General features: G+C 34.9%; 12 protein-coding genes, 1 tRNA gene and 1 pseudogene. 8 read left to right on the top strand and 6 right to left on the bottom strand.

Annotated features, from left to right (window positions below; translation table 11 throughout):
• From AC07M3_RS14840 to AC07M3_RS14820, 5 genes and pseudogenes are all read left to right on the top strand, one after another.
• A pseudogene (locus tag AC07M3_RS14840) lies at positions 1-399 on the top strand (acetyl-CoA C-acyltransferase); the annotation flags it as partial.
• 225 nt (positions 400-624) lie between these two features.
• Positions 625-990, top strand: coding sequence for a nuclear transport factor 2 family protein (locus AC07M3_RS14835; protein ID WP_199964618.1), 366 nt, complete (start codon positions 625-627; stop codon positions 988-990).
• A gap of 11 nt (positions 991-1001) precedes the next feature.
• Positions 1002-2072 carry a maleylacetate reductase gene (locus AC07M3_RS14830; RefSeq protein WP_494567639.1) on the top strand — a complete coding sequence of 357 codons (1071 nt, stop codon included), beginning with the start codon at positions 1002-1004 and terminating at the stop codon, positions 2070-2072.
• A gap of 86 nt (positions 2073-2158) precedes the next feature.
• Complete coding sequence (locus AC07M3_RS14825; protein WP_494567638.1) at positions 2159-3340, top strand: maltoporin; 1182 nt, start codon at positions 2159-2161, stop codon at positions 3338-3340.
• A gap of 1381 nt (positions 3341-4721) precedes the next feature.
• On the top strand, positions 4722-5726 hold the full coding sequence (locus tag AC07M3_RS14820; protein WP_199964621.1) for a helix-turn-helix transcriptional regulator: 1005 nt from the start codon (positions 4722-4724) through the stop codon (positions 5724-5726).
• Between the two features lie 704 nt (positions 5727-6430).
• On the opposite strand, the gene AC07M3_RS14815 is transcribed toward AC07M3_RS14820, so the two are convergent.
• The 6 genes from AC07M3_RS14815 to efp all read right to left on the bottom strand — a co-directional run bounded on the left by AC07M3_RS14815 (position 6431) and on the right by efp (position 11755).
• The gene (locus tag AC07M3_RS14815; RefSeq protein ID WP_199964622.1) at positions 6431-6631 is read right to left on the bottom strand and encodes a hypothetical protein; all 201 of its coding nucleotides are present in this window, start codon (positions 6629-6631) and stop codon (positions 6431-6433) included.
• Between the two features lie 398 nt (positions 6632-7029).
• Positions 7030-7584 (bottom strand): TetR/AcrR family transcriptional regulator, encoded by a 555-nt coding sequence (locus AC07M3_RS14810; protein ID WP_494567637.1) that lies wholly within the window; start codon positions 7582-7584, stop codon positions 7030-7032.
• Between the two features lie 791 nt (positions 7585-8375).
• Positions 8376-8452, bottom strand: a tRNA-Val gene (locus AC07M3_RS14805).
• Positions 8453-8619: 167 nt separating this feature from the next.
• Positions 8620-8925 carry a YbdD/YjiX family protein gene (locus tag AC07M3_RS14800; RefSeq protein WP_004643555.1) on the bottom strand — a complete coding sequence of 102 codons (306 nt, stop codon included), beginning with the start codon at positions 8923-8925 and terminating at the stop codon, positions 8620-8622.
• On the bottom strand, positions 8925-11021 hold the full coding sequence (locus AC07M3_RS14795) for a carbon starvation CstA family protein (RefSeq protein ID WP_494567636.1): 2097 nt from the start codon (positions 11019-11021) through the stop codon (positions 8925-8927). The genes AC07M3_RS14800 and AC07M3_RS14795 overlap by 1 nt, the downstream gene beginning before the upstream one ends.
• 164 nt (positions 11022-11185) lie before the next feature.
• The gene (gene efp / locus AC07M3_RS14790; RefSeq protein WP_004643557.1) at positions 11186-11755 is read right to left on the bottom strand and encodes an elongation factor P; all 570 of its coding nucleotides are present in this window, start codon (positions 11753-11755) and stop codon (positions 11186-11188) included.
• A 73-nt stretch (positions 11756-11828) separates the two neighbouring features.
• Here efp and epmB point away from each other — a divergent pair, with 73 nt between their 5' ends.
• From epmB to AC07M3_RS14775, 3 genes are read left to right on the top strand one after another with little or no spacing between them, the layout of a single operon-like run.
• Positions 11829-12845 carry an EF-P beta-lysylation protein EpmB gene (epmB, locus tag AC07M3_RS14785; RefSeq protein WP_494567635.1) on the top strand — a complete coding sequence of 339 codons (1017 nt, stop codon included), beginning with the start codon at positions 11829-11831 and terminating at the stop codon, positions 12843-12845.
• A 15-nt stretch (positions 12846-12860) separates the two neighbouring features.
• Positions 12861-14606, top strand: coding sequence for a cyclic-di-GMP receptor FimW-related protein (locus AC07M3_RS14780; protein ID WP_151744674.1), 1746 nt, complete (start codon positions 12861-12863; stop codon positions 14604-14606).
• Positions 14603-16714 (top strand): EAL domain-containing protein, encoded by a 2112-nt coding sequence (locus AC07M3_RS14775; protein WP_494567634.1) that lies wholly within the window; start codon positions 14603-14605, stop codon positions 16712-16714. Before AC07M3_RS14780 ends, AC07M3_RS14775 begins: the two co-directional genes overlap by 4 nt.
• The last annotated feature ends 42 nt before the right edge of the window (positions 16715-16756 follow it).

Below are 16756 nucleotides of genomic sequence, written 5' to 3'. Positions count from 1 at the left end.
GTTCAAACTTATAACCTAAAACCGCGTGCCAAGATCATTGCTTCAACAGCGGTGGGTGTAGAACCACGCATTATGGGTTTTGCTCCGGCACCAGCGATTAAAAAATTACTAAAACAAGCCAATCTGACTTTAGATCAGATGGATGTGATTGAGTTAAATGAAGCCTTTGCTGCACAAGCTTTAGCTGTGACCCGTGATTTAGGTTTGCCAGATGATTCTAACAAGGTCAATCCAAACGGCGGTGCAATTGCATTGGGTCATCCATTGGGTGCATCAGGTGCACGCCTTGTGACTACAGCCCTAAACCAGCTTGAACAAACAGGTGGTCGTTATGCCTTGTGTTCAATGTGTATTGGCGTAGGTCAAGGCATCGCTTTGATTATCGAAAAAGTAAGTTAAAAACTTATAAATAAAGACCCTATTCTGTATTTATCCAGAATAGGGTCTTTATGTTTATTTAAACGAAATTTAAAAATTTAATTTTAGATATTGGACTCTTTTTAAAATAAAAACTGCCATATTTTTATTCTTCCAATAATGAAAATATATTTTTCCAAATCAGTATTTTTAAAATAAAAAAAATCGTTAGGATGAAATTATGTTTTATAACGAAATGTAATTGATATGGACGATATTTTAATTAAACGTCTGGAAGATGAGAGATTCAAAGCTATCGTTGAGAAGCGATATGAAGATTTTGCAAAATTGGCTCACCCAGATATGACTTATACACATACTAGTGGTGTAACAGATACTAGAGAATCATACCTAAATAAATTATTTGGTGGTTTTTATGATTACAAATGGATCACCCACCCCGTTAGTAAAATTAAAGTTTTTGGTGATCTAGCATTAGTTTTTGGTGAAATGCATTCAGAACTTATCGCTGGCACTGTTGAAAAAACACTTAGAAATAAATCTCTAGCTATTTGGAAAAAAGAAAATAACGAATGGCTATTTTACGCATACCAGCCTACCCCTTTACCTTAAGCGAGCCTATTATGAATACTGATTTTATCTATGATATTCCTCAGAGCAGAGTAATTTTTGGTGCTGGTTCTATCAAATTTTTGCAAAGAGAGATTGAGCTTCTGGGTGCAAAAAAAGCTTTAGTTTTATGTACTCCGGAACAAGTTGAATTAGCCGAAAAAATCTCTTCAATTCTAGGTGATGTTTCAGTAGGTATTTATTCAAAAGCTGTCATGCATGTACCCATTGAATCAGCTAAAGAAGCTCGAGAAGTAGCTAAAGAATTAGGGGCTGACTGTGCTATTGCCGTTGGTGGTGGCTCTACAACCGGTTTAGGTAAAGCTATTGCTTTAGAATATGATCTACCTATTTTAGCAATTCCTACTACTTATGCTGGATCAGAAATGACTCCAGTTTATGGAATTACTGAAAATGGCATCAAGAAAACAGGGAAAGATCCTCGTGTCCTTCCTAAAACAGTCATCTATGACCCTGAGTTGACATTAACTCTTCCACTAGAGATGTCAATTACTAGTGGTATTAATGCGATTGCACATGCTGCTGAAGGTTTATACGCCCAGAATGGTAATCCTATTATGTCACTCTTGGCTGAAGAAGGTATACGCGCTTTAGCCGAAGGCCTACGTAAATTAAAAAATAATGCTCAGGATATTGAGGCAAGAAGTTTATGCCTCTATGGAGCATGGTTATGTGGGTATGTTTTAGGTAATGTCGGAATGGCTATTCATCATAAGCTTTGCCATACATTAGGTGGAAGCTTTAACTTGCCACATGCCCCAACCCATACTGTAGTCCTCCCTCATGCTATTGCTTATAACGAGAAAGCTACGCCAGAAGCAATGCAACGTATTAAAAGAGCTTTAAACGCTCCAGCTGGTAGTACGGCAGCAAATGCCTTGTTTAACCTTATTAAAGACCTTGACGGTCCAACCTCTCTCGCATCATTAGGTTTAACAGAACAGGATTTGGATAAAGCAACGGATATTGCTTTAGCAAACCCATACTGGAACCCAGAACCTATCGAGAAGAATGCGATCCGTCATTTGCTACAGAATGCTTATAACGGAACTAATCCGAATTAAGTAAACCCCGTGTCATCCCTCTATCCAACCCTACTTAATTTATAAGTGGGGTTAGATAAACACATGCTTAAAAAAAGGAATTTTAAATGAAAAGAACCCCATGGATTGTTGGAACAACAGTTTTTGTATTATCTCAGATTGCTTCTGCTGCTGATTTTAGCGGCTACTTCCGTACCGGAATGGGGGTAACTGACAATGGAAAAACACAAGAGTGTTTTCAACTCACTGGTGCACCATCCAAATATCGTTTAGGAAATGAATGTGAGCAATATGGAGAGCTTGCTGCTTCTCAAAATTTATTGACCCTTTCAGACAACTCCAAAATTAATATTAATGCTATGGCAGCATTTTATAACCAATACGGTCAAGCCTTAACATTTGATGGTGAAAATGGTTTTACTCGCCTGCCTCAAATTTATTTAGATTGGACTAATGTTTCCTTTCTAAATGGTGGTAATTTCTGGGTAGGTCGACGTTATTACAATCGTAATGATATCAATATGTCAGATTTCTTTTACTGGAATCAAAGTGGAACAGGATTTGGTATTGATGACTATAAAGTGAATGACCTGTCTTTAAGTTATGTTTTTTCCAGAAAGGATAATTTATTCCAGAAGGAATACATTAATCGACATGACTTCACTGTTAAAGGTATCGAGCTTAACAGTACAAACAAGCTCAACACTGGTTTATCGATTGTAGACGGAGATCATACAGGTTGGGCATTAACCCTTCAGAATGTAACTTCGAACGTTCTCAATGGTAAGAATACAGTTGCGCTGCAGTATGGTGAAGGGACCGGAATGGGGTTAAGTTATACCGGTAATCCTGAGCTTGACCGTGATAATTCATCAGTACGATTCATTGAGGTTCTGGATTGGGAAACTGACAACAAGAAGTTTAATGGACAGGCACAGTTCCTCTACCAAAAGGATCAATTCAAAAATCAGGATGATAGTGAATGGTTCTCGATAGGTTCACGTGTTGCTTATGTCGTGCAGGATCACTTCAAGATTTCAACAGAAATTGGATTTGACCAGATAGATAGTAACAATCAAAACCGTAACTTAACCAAACTGACGATTGCTCCAACGTGGTCAATGAAGGGAACAGGTTTTTATGACCGACCTGAGTTGCGTTTATACTATACCTACGCCTTCTGGAATGATGATGAGCAGAAGTTGAGAGACTCAATTTATCCGGATAGTAGTTTCTATAACACTAGCCATGGTTCCAATTTCGGTATTCAACTAGAGTCATCTTGGTAAGTCTAATACGTTAATTAATATTTAAAATAGACCTCTGAAAGATAACTTATAATCTTTCAGAGGTCTTATTACTAATGCATTTTTAAGTGAGGACCTGAGGACTTAGAAAGAAAATCCTTTAAAATAAGAATAGAAGTTTTGAACATTCCATGTAATGCAACTTGATTAAGTTTAAAAAAACTAACAAACCGATTACTTGAGTATTTGCATCATTAAGATTCCTAATTAATTGCCAGGTTATAATAACAATTCAATACAGGGTTATTTTCTGTAATACTTAATTTTCCCAAATTGATTAAATATTTTTAAATATAAAATACCAATCATAAAATTCATATACTATTATCAAGATTATTATTTTAGATCACATAAGATACTAAATAGGAGTTTATAACATGCTGCACAAGATTTAGACTAGATAATATTATTAATTTTTATGATAACTATCAAAAATCTATTAATTATTTTACTCATGACTACTATTTACTAGCAGATGCACTAGCTAATATTACAGGCTACAAAATAAGAAGTTTTTTAGTAAATGCCTGTTAAATTCAAAGATATCGATTACTTCTTAAAATAAAGTAAAAAATTTAAAATCGGTTATTTAGATTAATATTAAAAATAATATATTAGTTAAATTACTACAACCAATTTAATTTAAGAGTAAATAAATTTTAAATTTAAATTCATTTTAGTGAATGAGTTCTTAGTGTATTGATCAAATGATTATAATCTGACTTTCTAGCTTCTTTTAAAACTTTATTAATTTGATTAGAATTCCAATTTTGTTTATAAGCTGAAAAAATAAAAACTGATAGTAAAATAAACTCATGCTCTCCAAAACGAAAATAAACGTTTCTAAGCTTTTTAGCAGGACTAAACAAATTCATCTACAAAACTCAAATAAAAGCAAAAAATTAAAAAACCTAAGAATATTTTATAATAGCCTTAGGTGGCTCAACTAATGGTAAGTTCCACTTAAACCAAATACCTGAAAGTACTTGGGGATACTTTCAGCTTTAAAATTACCAGTCAATTTAATAAAAATCAAAAAACAATTTATGTTATTTTTCACATAAAATTTATCTATACTTGTTGAAAAAATAAGTTATAAATTAAAGATAAATATTATTTTTTAAATATTTTAGTTATTTTTATTAAATTTACTTTATATTTTACATTTTTAAAATACAAAATACCAATATATATAATAAAAAACATAAAATTATAAATAAATAAACCAATAAATATATTATATACAGACCATATTAGGCATAAAAATGTCCCAATCAAGCATCAAATGAAAAAGAAAGAACATATAACTTTCTATAAGATATAACTATTATTAAATATTGACTTGGTAGTATTTAGTTTAATTATGGTTACACGAACTAAGCATGCATGTATAATTTGTGAATATCTATTACAAAACAATTTTATTGATAACTACTATTATGAAAAAATATGTGGCTCTATTTGTCGTGAGTTAAATTTTGACTTAGACTTTAATAACAATTTATCAAAATATTTAATTAATTACTGTATAAAACTTAAATTGAAAAATCTTGCCTTAGATATGGGGGAAGTTAATTTATCTCAATTATGGATACTAGAACTAGGAGCATTAATACAACCTAATTATCTTTTAGCATTACAGTTTATTATAGACCATCAAACACATACTTTTCCATTTGCAAAGATCGAAATGTTCTTTGATCGGCATTTTTATTTTACCATTGAACCATTACTATTCCAATTCACTAATGAGGATGGTTATATTTTTTCTGTAGAATATCACCTAAGTCAACTATTAAATATTGTTAAAACTTTAGTTCCTTTTATTGATTATCCTAAAAAAATCTATGTAACATTTGCCCCTCCTGCAGAGCCAAACTACTACAAAGAATATTTCAATTGTGAAATAATTTATAATTCAAATGAAAATAGAATTTCTTTTGGGGTGTCAAGATCTAAACTTACGGAAAAATTGGATCCTATAAGTTTTTCTATAATTGAAGAAAAAATTTTACATTTTTTAGAACTTTCAAAAGCAATTCAAAAAACAGACAGTGAACTAAAAAATAAAATTAATTTTATTTTTAATCAATCTGGAAATGATCTTCCTAATGAAGAAACATTAGCTAACCAGCTAAATATGCATCCTCGTACACTTAGAAGAAAGCTAAAAGCTGAAGGGGAAACATTTAGAAATTTAGTTACTGAGTATAAAATAAAAAAGGCAATTACCTTACTAACTATGACAAAGCTAAATTTCAAACAGGTAGCCTATCAACTAGGCTTTAAAAGCAGTACTAGTTTCAGTAAATCATTTAAAAGTTGGACAGGTTATTCACCACAAAAATATCGAAACAGTAATTATTAAAAAGATCTTTCAAAAAAATAACTATATATGACAAGTATAAATGAATATAGTATTAATGATATAATCGGACTAAATATTAGAATGAGAAGCTTATCAAATAAACTTAAATATGGATTATCTTTTTGACTTAAAAACCATATTACCGATAGTACAACTGATACTATGAGAATAATAATATAAAAAAACATTGCAAAAGAATAGAAATTCATATTCAACCTACACCCACATTAAAATATAACTTAAAAAATGTATAAAATTCAACAATATATAAAATTATATTCAATATTTTTAATTCAGAGTGGACAAATATAGGTTTAAAAAGGACAAATATTAAAAATACTAATAGATGAAGATTACTTACCTTTATAAAAAAAAACACCTAAGAATGCCTGAAAGCTCTTAGGTGCTGTTCTTATTTCTAGAACTAATCAAAGTGAGGCTCTTGGGATGTCCTCGATAAAAAGAGTAGCAAAGAAATTAACATTCGTACATGCCACCTATTATGTGAAATTTCTCACAAATAAGTAGTTATATTCAAGAATATTAATATTTCTACCCTTATTTTAGTTACCATTTCTCCTGATCTCATTTATATTAGTAATAACAACATGTCCATTTAAATATAAAAATCGTCCTAAATATTTAAAAAATTTGAACTTCTATGAAAATTCAGAACAAAAATATGACTTTATATCTTGTATATATTATTTATTAATTCTAAATTCATCCAACCAATATTCATCAATATTTTTAAATTCATCCATCCTCGTACCTAATAATTCTTCTTCCTTAGTAGCTTTACGTATTAGCCCAAACAACTCATAAGAAGAAGTAAAAAGAAAACATGCATTATTTTCAATGGGGTACTTAAATACAACTTTTTCTTTATGGAATTTTTTATTCAAGAGAATCCTACCTAATCAAAACTTTAAAATATTATGATTATATTTTCTTTTTATTCCTTATTCGGACAGTTACTGTATACAATAGGACAATTTAGTTTTATTCGTATTTACAATTCTGCATTTGTTCAATATCTAATAACCATCAATTTTCAAAAGAATAACTAGCCATAATTTTAATTTCGGTATTCAATTTGATTCATCTTGGTAAAAACAATGATTAAAAAAGGGGGGGATATATCCCCTTTTTTATTACCATCAACCTAAAAATTACTTTTAAAGTAGAAAATTAAACATTTTTATTTTACGTAGCTTTACTAGATGAATATTTGAAAAAAACTAAAACCCTTATGACACGGAGGTACTTAAATAGTTCTTATTTCTATAAAATTTTATTTGGATTAAATAAACCCCAGCAAAAAATGCTCAAGTAACCTCTCCCTTTCATCTGGTTTGTTGGAGTCTAGAAGTTGAACCATGGCCCCATCAATCACAAACAAGAACATGTATGCATCTTGTTTGGCAGCATTGACATTGGTGGTTAAAAGCAAATTATAGATTTCATTAATAAACCAGTTTCGATATTCAACGACCACCTGATACGCCTTTGGATGTGTTTTCGCAATTTCAAAAATAGCTTTAAATGGCAAATGGTAAAGTCCCTCTAAGTCAGCGTGTAGGTAATAAATTTTGCGAAATTTTTCAATTACGGTTAAATTTTTTTGAACATTAATAATGGAAAGCACCTCATGTTTAAGCCCATCTTTTTGAAAAGTTAGACTCATTTCAATGAGGCGTTCTTTTGAGTGAAAATAATTATAAAAAGTTGCTTTAGGCGTTTTTGAAGATTCAATAATTCGGTCCCCCCCAACTTTGTGAAAGCCATATTTATTAAAAAGATATCGAGAGGTATGAAGCACGCTTAAAGCACGAAATGAGAGATCTGAATGTGGCATAGTTTTACCGTTATAAATTAAATTTTTGTTGTATATAAATGAGATATAAAAGCCGCTACTCTTTTTGGGAGAAAAAAAGGCATAGCAAAGCCCGTGAAGACTGTGCGTGGCACATCTCAAGTTTCATTGTTGATTAAGTTTTTAGACGAAATGATTTAAAGCCTGAAAATCTTTAGATGATCAAACTGCTTTAAAAGTTTAAGTCGTGTCGTTATAGCTTTTGGCAAAGGTTGCCAAGAAATTAAGAATGTACAAAGCCAACTCCTTTTTATAGGGAGTTCTGCCAGAGCATTAATTAAGAATTATGGTGGCAGAACGGAAAAGGGTTGACAGACTAGTCACTCAACTAGCACACCATAGGTGTCCCTCTCCCGTCCTACCGCTACGGGAGGGAACGAGAGTACACACAAAACTGTTCCTCAGATGGAATAGCTCTGATGTGTGAGTGAAACGGTCTGTCAAAACCGACTGGCAATGTGGCCAGCAGGCAAAGGATAGTGCTCTGCCCTTTAGCAGTCAAGCACACAAAATGACATTTGTTTTAAATTAGATCATTAAAAAGTAAGAATAAATAATGAATAAGTGATTGTTTAAGAGGGGTTTATAAAGATGGGAAATTTTGGGGGTATGGGGGTTTTGTGAATTAGGAATGTATTAGTAAATTTATAGGCTTCAATTTATCGCTATATTTCAAACCCTTTTATACAAAGTAATGAAAAAGCCCTAAACCATTATAGTTTAGGGCTTTTTCAATCATATAAGCTATTCGAGCTTATATGACTTTAATGTCTTGGTAGGTATATCCAGACTCGAACTGGAGACCTCTACGATGTCAACGTAGCGCTCTAACCAACTGAGCTATACACCTAGAATGGAAAGCATAATATTCATTTTTCAAAAGCAAAACAAGTGATTTTCAATTGAAAAAAATACAAATGAGCAGACTTTAAGCAAACTTTTTTCATTTTCCAAAAAAGAAAAACGGTACATGGTTTAACCACATACCGTTTTGTTTAGCTGAATATCAATCTCAACTTAACAAGGGCATTTCTTTAAAGTACCGCCAGCCGATGGATAACGCGCATCGACACAATAGCGATAGAAAGTTTTAGCATCCATTGGCGTTAAATCAGAATGATGAAGCTTCATGTGTTCCAGATAAGTTTGATAATCTGGCACTCCAACCATGAGTCGAAAGCTTTGCTGCAAACGCTGCCACAGTGTTGCAATGCGTGACCAATTCTTTGGAGAGAGCAATAGCTCTTTTTGTGAGAGCACCGTCATTTTGATGATTTTCGCAATAATGACAGTTCCATTTTTTGCAAATTTAAAATTCATCATTACTCTCCTCGTGTGGTGACCACTTCCGGATCAGCATATACAGCTGGGGATTCATTTACAGTCGGTGTTGGGCTTGCTAAAGCACGGCGTACAATACCAATTGAAGCAATAATCATGACAATCGATACAATCATAAAGAAGCCACAAAGCGCAGCATTAATCTGATTAGACATCACAATGTTTTGCATCTCAGCAATAGTTTTGGCTGGTTTAAGAATTTCACCACGAGCAATCGCATCTGAAAATCTATTTGCTTGCGCTAAGAAACCAATCTTTGGATTTTCGTGGAAAATCTTTTGCCAACCCGCAGTCATACAAGTCACGAATAAGAAAATTGTTGGGATGATTGTCACCCACACATATTTTTCTTTTTTCATTTTAAACAGAATGACTGTACCCAAAATGAGAGCCATTGAAGCCAGCATTTGGTTACCAACACCAAACAGAGGCCATAAGGAGTTAACACCACCCAGTGGATCAATCACACCTTGATAGACGAAGAATCCCCATCCACCTACTGCAACTGCTGTACCCACTAAGTTACCCACGAATGAACCAGAAGATTTAACCGCAGGAATCACAATACCCACTGTGTCTTGCACCATAAAACGACAAGCACGAGTACCGGCATCTACAGCAGTTAAAATGAATAATGCTTCAAACAAAATAGCAAAGTGGTACCAAAATGCCATCATTGAACGGCTATTGAAAATTTCCGAAATGATATGTGCCATACCAATTGCAAATGTAGGCGCACCACCTGTACGTGAAAGAATCGAGCTTTCACCTACTTCCTGTGCCAACACTGTTAACATTTCAGGGGTAACGACAAATCCTAAATTACGAACAGCTTCTGCTGCTGATTCTACAGTTGTACCAAGTACAGCCGCAGGTGCATTAATTGCAAAGTACACGCCTGGGTCTAAGACAGTTGCACAGATCATCGCCATAATACCGACGAAAGACTCCATGAGCATCCCGCCATAACCAATCACACGAATGTCAGCTTCGTTATCGATGAGTTTTGGTGTTGTACCACTTGATACAAGCGCGTGGAAACCAGAAATGGCGCCACAGGCAATAGTAATAAATAGGAATGGGAATAAACTACCTGAGAAAACAGGACCAGTACCATCAATGAAGTGAGTCACTGCTGGCATTTTCAATTCAGGTAATGCAATTAAAATACCGACTGCTAAACCGAGAATGACACCAATTTTAAGGAACGTTGATAGATAATCACGTGGCGCTAACAATAACCAGACAGGTAATACTGAAGCAATAAATCCATAAATGATTAGGCACCATGTAAGCTGTGTTCCAGTTAAGGTGAAAAACTCACCCCAGTATGGATCTGCTGCAACATGTCCACCATAAACGATGGCAAGCATCATTAAGACGAAGCCAATAATAGAAACTTCAGCAATACGTCCCGGGCGAATAAATCGCATGTAAACGCCCATAAATAATGCAATTGGAATAGTTGCTGCAATAGTAAAAACACCCCATGGACTATGGGCAAGTGCTTTAACCACAACTAAGGCCAATACCGCAAGGATAATAATCATTACCCCAAGCGCGCCAAGCATTACAACGATACCAGCAAAAGAACCCAGTTCCTGTTTTGCCATTTCACCAAGCGAACGACCGTCTCGACGCGTTGAAATAAATAAAACTAAGAAGTCTTGTACTGCACCTGCAACAACCACACCGACCAGTAGCCAGATTGTCCCTGGTAAAAAACCCATTTGTGCAGCCAAAATTGGCCCGACTAATGGTCCCGCTCCGGCAATTGCCGCAAAGTGGTGACCAAAAAGTACGTATTTATTGGTGGGAACATAATCCAGACCATCGGCTAAACGATGTGCTGGGGTTAAACGTCTTGGGTTTAATTCAAATACTTTAGTTGCAATAAATAGACTATAAAATCGATATGCGATGCTATATACACATGCTGCAGCAAGTACAAGCCAAACCGCATTGACATGTTCACCACGACTGAGTGCCAGCATCCCAAAAGAAATTGCACCTATAATTGCCACTAGGCTCCAGACCAGCTTGGAGGGAAGCGTAGATTTCGCTTGCATTGTGTCCATTCTTAACCTCTCAATAAATAACTACAGCATTTTTATATTGTTATGTACTGTTCTATCAAATCCTTGTGACTCTACTCCTCCTTTAATTTTTTTCCTCTTATACTTTCGCATAAAAAAAGGGATGATTTACATCATCCCTTCGATAATAGTTTATTTTTTAACTATTATGCACGCTCTAAATAATCGCCAGTACGAGTATCTACACGAACGCTATCTTCTTGCTGAACAAATAACGGAACACGAACAACCGCACCTGTTTCAAGCTTAGCTGGTTTACCACCACCGCCAGATGTATCACCGCGTACACCTGGATCAGTTTCAACAATTTTTAATACTACGAAGTTCGGTGCACTTACAGTTAAAGGCACACCGTTGAACAACATAATAGTACATTTTTCATTTGAATCGTCTTTTAACCATTTAGCAGCATCGCCCATTGCAGTTTTGTCTGCAGCGATTTGCTCAAAAGTCACAGGATCCATGAAGTTCCAAAGCTCGCCATCATTGTATAAGTAGTCCATTTCTACTTCTACGATGTCAGCCGCTTCTACAGTATCGCCAGACTTAAAAGTTTTTTCTAAAACTTTACCAGTTCTAAGGTTACGTAATTTTACGCGGTTGAACGCTTGACCTTTACCTGGTTTTACGTATTCATTTTCCATGATTGAACATGGGTTACTGTCAAGCATGACCTTAAGGCCCGGCTTGAAATCATTTGTAGAATAATTGGCCATGACTGGCACACTCCAAACTTAACAAGTCAACTATGCGATATAATGCGTTGTTGCATTATCTTAATCGTGTCAAATGATAAACTATTTATACCAAGAGCAAAACTGGCAATCGCAACTGAGTGACCTTATTACAGATCCTTTGGAGTTGCTAAACCTACTCGAGTTATCCACCGATCAGCTATTATCAGGTGCGATTCTGGCTTCTGAACAGTTTAAATTACGGGTTCCTCGCGCGTTCGTCGGAAAAATGAACGTTAAAAACCCTTTTGACCCGCTTTTGCTACAGGTTTTACCTCATCATTTAGAACTTGAGGAACATCCTGAATTTGTAACTGACCCTTTAGGCGAAGAAGCAGCAAATCAATTACCCGGTGTATTACATAAATATCAATCACGTTTTTTACTGACTTTGACGGGTGCTTGTGCGGTACATTGCCGTTATTGTTTCCGTCGTCATTTTCCCTATCAAGAAAATTTACCGAAAAATGACGATTGGCCAAATATAAAAAACTATATTGAAGCAAATCCGCACATTAATGAAATCATTTTGAGTGGCGGCGACCCCCTTACGCTTTCTAATCGTAAAATAGCACTTTGGCTAGAACGCTTATCATCTCTCAAACAAATTAAGATTCTGAGAATTCATTCACGGGTTCCAATTGTTATTCCAAACCGTATCGACGAAGAGCTTATTTCTTTATTAAAAAACAGTAGGCTGCGTATTATTCTGGTGGTACACTCAAACCACGCTTCTGAACTCGATGACTTTACCTGTTCAAAATTGTTGCAGTTATCTGCCGAGCACATTACTGTACTTAATCAGGCAGTATTGCTTAAAGGTGTTAATGATTCTGCGCAAACATTAATTGATTTAAGTTATCGTTTATTTGAAGCTCGCGTTATGCCTTATTACTTACATGTTTTAGATAAAGTAAAAGGTGCACAACATTTTGATTTAGTACCATCTGAGATAGATGATATATATCGTGATGTGTTAGCGAACCTACCGGGGTATTTGGTTCCTAAACTCGTCAGGGAAATTGCGGGCGAAAAGAATAAAACACCGCTTTTTGGGGCAACAACATTTTGAGTTATATAATAAGTGATGATGAATAATGCACTATCGGACATTTTTCACAATCAAACCGTACTCACTCGTGAACGGTTAAGCTTTTGTGAAGCCAATATTAAAGATCTTAATGAATGGGTCACTACCCTTTCTATTATGCAACTCGGCGATACGTCAAAAGCATTATTCACAGCCATTTTAGAGCTCAATGAATTAAAATGTAGTGAGACCTTACGTTTCGATCTCATACAAACGCTTCATCCCACCATTAATAACGTTCTTGCAAGCCTAGAAAAAAACTTTTTTAACCAAGGCGTTATTAGCACAGACCGTAATGAACACATTATTGAATTAGCAATGTTGCTCCGATGCTATTTTGCCAGTATTTATTTAAATATTGCTAAAAATAGCCATGAGCAATTACAGCATCAAAAATTTTCACTGTTTGCCTATAAACAAAAAAAGAATTTGCAAACGGCACGTACTTTATCGACTTTCCATGCGCTGCAACAATTAACCAGTCTCTTATATCAGCAGCATATGCTCTATAGTGAGCCGGTCAAAGGACAATGGTTAATTGCACATCAACTTTATGAAACTGCTGTTCAGCATAAATATCATCTGGTAAATATTAACCATATTCAGGGTGTACATCACCCTCTAGCAAATATTACTCAAGCTTATGCTCAGCTTATTTTGCTCGATATTTTAAATACGAACCAAATTCGTCAGTCAGAAATTCAGGCATTATTTCAATGTAGCTTTGACTGGGCAAGAATGATTCATATTTTGCCGAAAGACACAGCATTAACGAAATATGTGGTCGACCCAAATAAAGATCATCCGCCGGTTTATAACACCAAACGCAGCTCTAACTTTAGCCCAAACATTTTTATAGGCACACAGGCTTTACTTGAGCATGTCACTGCAACTATGCATAAAAATGCGCAATATATTTCCAAAAATGAAAAGTTTTATTTAAGCCCAGCTTTAAAGTTTCATGTTCAAACTATTTTAGGTACTACAGCTCAACGTCGTCATGAACGTTATGAATATAATGCCGAGCTACAAATTTGTTTCGGTTTAAGTACGGCTCATTTCTATCTCTCGAAAGCAAAAAACTTTGAAGAAACGCTACAACTTAACAATAACTACAACTTACAAAGTGAATCTAAAGTTTTATCCAATTTAGAGAAAAAAGAACAACAAACGACATCCTATCAACGCTTAAGTCGTGAAAGCAAAACCATTTATCAAACCACTGTTCTCGATATTAGTGTCAATGGATATCGTATTAAATGGTCTGGCGAGGCACCGAAAAATCTAAGAACTGGTGAATATATTTTAGTTAAAGAAACCTTGCATGGACAATGGCGTGGTGGAGTAATCCGCTGGATTAAACAGTCGACAGAAAAAAGCCTAGAATTAGGTTTAGAGATTTTGTCACAGGCCATGTTCCCTTGCGCAGTGCATATTCAAGCTGAGCGTCATACTCGCAATTATCATCCTGCACTATTACTACAAACACAAAATCTAGAAGAAATACAAAATACGCTGATTTTACCGGGGTCACAAATTTTTAGAGAGCAACAAACAATTCATTTACGATTGGGGACAGAAGAAATCAAAGTGTATCTACTCAAAGCACAACTCATTACTCAAAGTTTTATTCAATTTCATTTCGAACTTCTGAATGAGCAGCAACAAAATCTGCTTGATCAGTTCATGATGAAAAAGAATAGCAACTCTAGCAGTCAAGATTTATGGGAAGCACTAAAGTGAGAAACTCTTTATTATCTAAAAAGTTAAAACGTACTGAAACACGTTTACTCATTATTGATGACAACCAGCTACGTTATAACCAGATTTTAAATTTATTATTGGGGAATGATTATCAAGTTCAGGCATTATTGCTTGATGACCTAAAAAGTTTTGAAAAACAGTTAAATACGCCTTGGGATGCTATTATTTTTGGTCGTGCTTATGACCTAAAGATTGAACAAACCCTCTCCCTTATTCAAGCATCTGAGCAGCCACATTTACCTGTTTTATTATTGCAACCTGAAGACTATCAACCTCAGCAATATCAGACTTATATTCATAAAGGTATTTATGATGTAGTTCCATTAGAACCATTAGATTATTTTTATATCACGCTTATTCGAACCTTGTCGTATAGCCATTTATTGCAAACTGAGCAACGCCTGACGAGTGAACTAGAGACTATTCACTCTCATACACAAACATTGGTCAATAACAGCCATAAAGCAGTTGCCCTTTTTCAAGAAGGCATGCACGTTAAGGCAAATACAGAATACCTCAACCTTTTTGGCTTTAAGCAAGAAGAAGAGATTATTGGCCTGCCGATATTAGATGTTTTACAACCCAATGATTTAAATATTTTTAAACAAAGATTTAAGAAGATTTCATTAGGTCAATTTGATCAGGCTCGTTTTGAAATCCAGAGTCAGCATGCCGCAATTTCAGGCAATAATGCTTTAAAACTTGAATTTATTCCTAGTCAGGAAGAAGACGCTGTACAGTTAACCATTGACTATCAACTGGATTTACAAACACCCGCAAATACAGTCTTTTCTGAAAAGAGCTATGGGTTAATTACGCCTTGGCAACAGATTAATCGACAGCTATCAACCCACCCTGCTCAAGCGAATGCATTGGTTTTATTTAGATTAAGTCAGTGCCCAGAACGTGTATTTCAACTCGATTGGCAAACTCCTAGACAATATTTTAATCAGCTGCAAAGTTTTCTGAAAGAACAAGCACAAATGCCGATTTTCAATCTTGAACTTGGGGCATATCTTGGTGTTTTGCAAGCCGAAAACAGTACAGTCCTTAACTCCCAATTGGCTAGTCTGCAAAGTTTGCAAAAAGAGCATTTATTACCGATTAATGAGCTTAACTACTCGATCCAGTTTAAGCTGAGTTATGTACAAATTACTGAATCTTTAGATGAAGCTAGTTTTGCAAAGCTGCTCGATCAAACCAATCAGCAAGAGCTACCTAAGGCGAAGTCAGAAATTGAGTTAGTGCCAACTATCGATATTATCTCTCCTGAGCCTACGAGTTCTTCTATCTCACTTGATCTAAGCCTTCAGAATGTTGATGCTCCTGTGCAATCCTCTCTATTGCAACAATTAAAGCAACAGTTAGCACGAGGTGAAATCCATTTAAAATATCAGCAGATTTATGATAAGCATGATCAAGAAACCCATAACTATGAAGTTACTAGCGGTTTTATTGCAGATGAACAGTGGCACGACTTAAACGATTTAGCCACATTAAAAGATGATAGCGAACTTTCTATTCAATTAGACCGTTGGATCTTGGTTGAGGCTAGCAAGCAGCTACATAATTTTATTACGCAGTACCCGAAAGCTAAACTGATTATTAACTTGAATATTGATATCTTACTCAAAGATAAATCATTCCCTGAGCTGATTTCGAAATTACTCACCATTATTGGTAGTAAGCAAGAAAGCCCATTGGTTTTACAATTTTCAGAACAAGCGATTCAGCCACATCTTACAATTGTGCAGCAACAAATAGCTCGCCTACGTCAACACGGCGCAGAAATTTCAATTCGGGATTTCACATCTTCTATTTATAGTGAATCGATATTGCAACAACTTGATGTTCAATATTTAAAATTGCAATCGAAGAAGACAGAGCTATTAAACTCAGACGCTGGTTTAGCGCAATTACAAGAAAAGGTTTTGAACTATTTGACTGTAAAACCAGTAGGGATTTTGCTTGCCGATCTTGATGATATGAACTTATTTGCTAACGCTTGGAATGTGGAAGCACGCTTCTTACAAGGTCGTTATTTCCAGAAAAAACTTGATCGATTAACAGACGTACAAGACCAATAATGGTCTTGTCGTCCATAAACAAAAAACGGGCATAAAGCCCGT

The sequence above is a fragment of the Acinetobacter sp. GW821-FHT09D10 genome, from assembly GCF_059416285.1.
The sequence above is the reverse complement of the archived record's forward strand: the minus strand, read 5'-3'. Positions and strand labels throughout refer to the sequence as shown.

Excerpts from the sequence above, each read along its gene's own strand:
- AC07M3_RS14780 (WP_151744674.1), top strand. The coding sequence starts at position 12,861 with ATGATGAATAATGCACTATCGGACATTTTTCACAATCAAACCGTACTC.
- AC07M3_RS14825 (WP_494567638.1), top strand. The coding sequence starts at position 2,159 with ATGAAAAGAACCCCATGGATTGTTGGAACAACAGTTTTTGTATTATCT.
- AC07M3_RS14820 (WP_199964621.1), top strand. The coding sequence starts at position 4,722 with ATGGTTACACGAACTAAGCATGCATGTATAATTTGTGAATATCTATTA.
- epmB (WP_494567635.1), top strand. The coding sequence starts at position 11,829 with ATGATAAACTATTTATACCAAGAGCAAAACTGGCAATCGCAACTGAGT.
- AC07M3_RS14810 (WP_494567637.1), bottom strand. The coding sequence starts at position 7,584 with ATGCCACATTCAGATCTCTCATTTCGTGCTTTAAGCGTGCTTCATACC.
- AC07M3_RS14835 (WP_199964618.1), top strand. The coding sequence starts at position 625 with ATGGACGATATTTTAATTAAACGTCTGGAAGATGAGAGATTCAAAGCT.
- AC07M3_RS14795 (WP_494567636.1), bottom strand. The coding sequence starts at position 11,021 with ATGGACACAATGCAAGCGAAATCTACGCTTCCCTCCAAGCTGGTCTGG.
- efp (WP_004643557.1), bottom strand. The coding sequence starts at position 11,755 with ATGGCCAATTATTCTACAAATGATTTCAAGCCGGGCCTTAAGGTCATG.
- AC07M3_RS14830 (WP_494567639.1), top strand. The coding sequence starts at position 1,002 with ATGAATACTGATTTTATCTATGATATTCCTCAGAGCAGAGTAATTTTT.
- AC07M3_RS14800 (WP_004643555.1), bottom strand. The coding sequence starts at position 8,925 with ATGATGAATTTTAAATTTGCAAAAAATGGAACTGTCATTATTGCGAAA.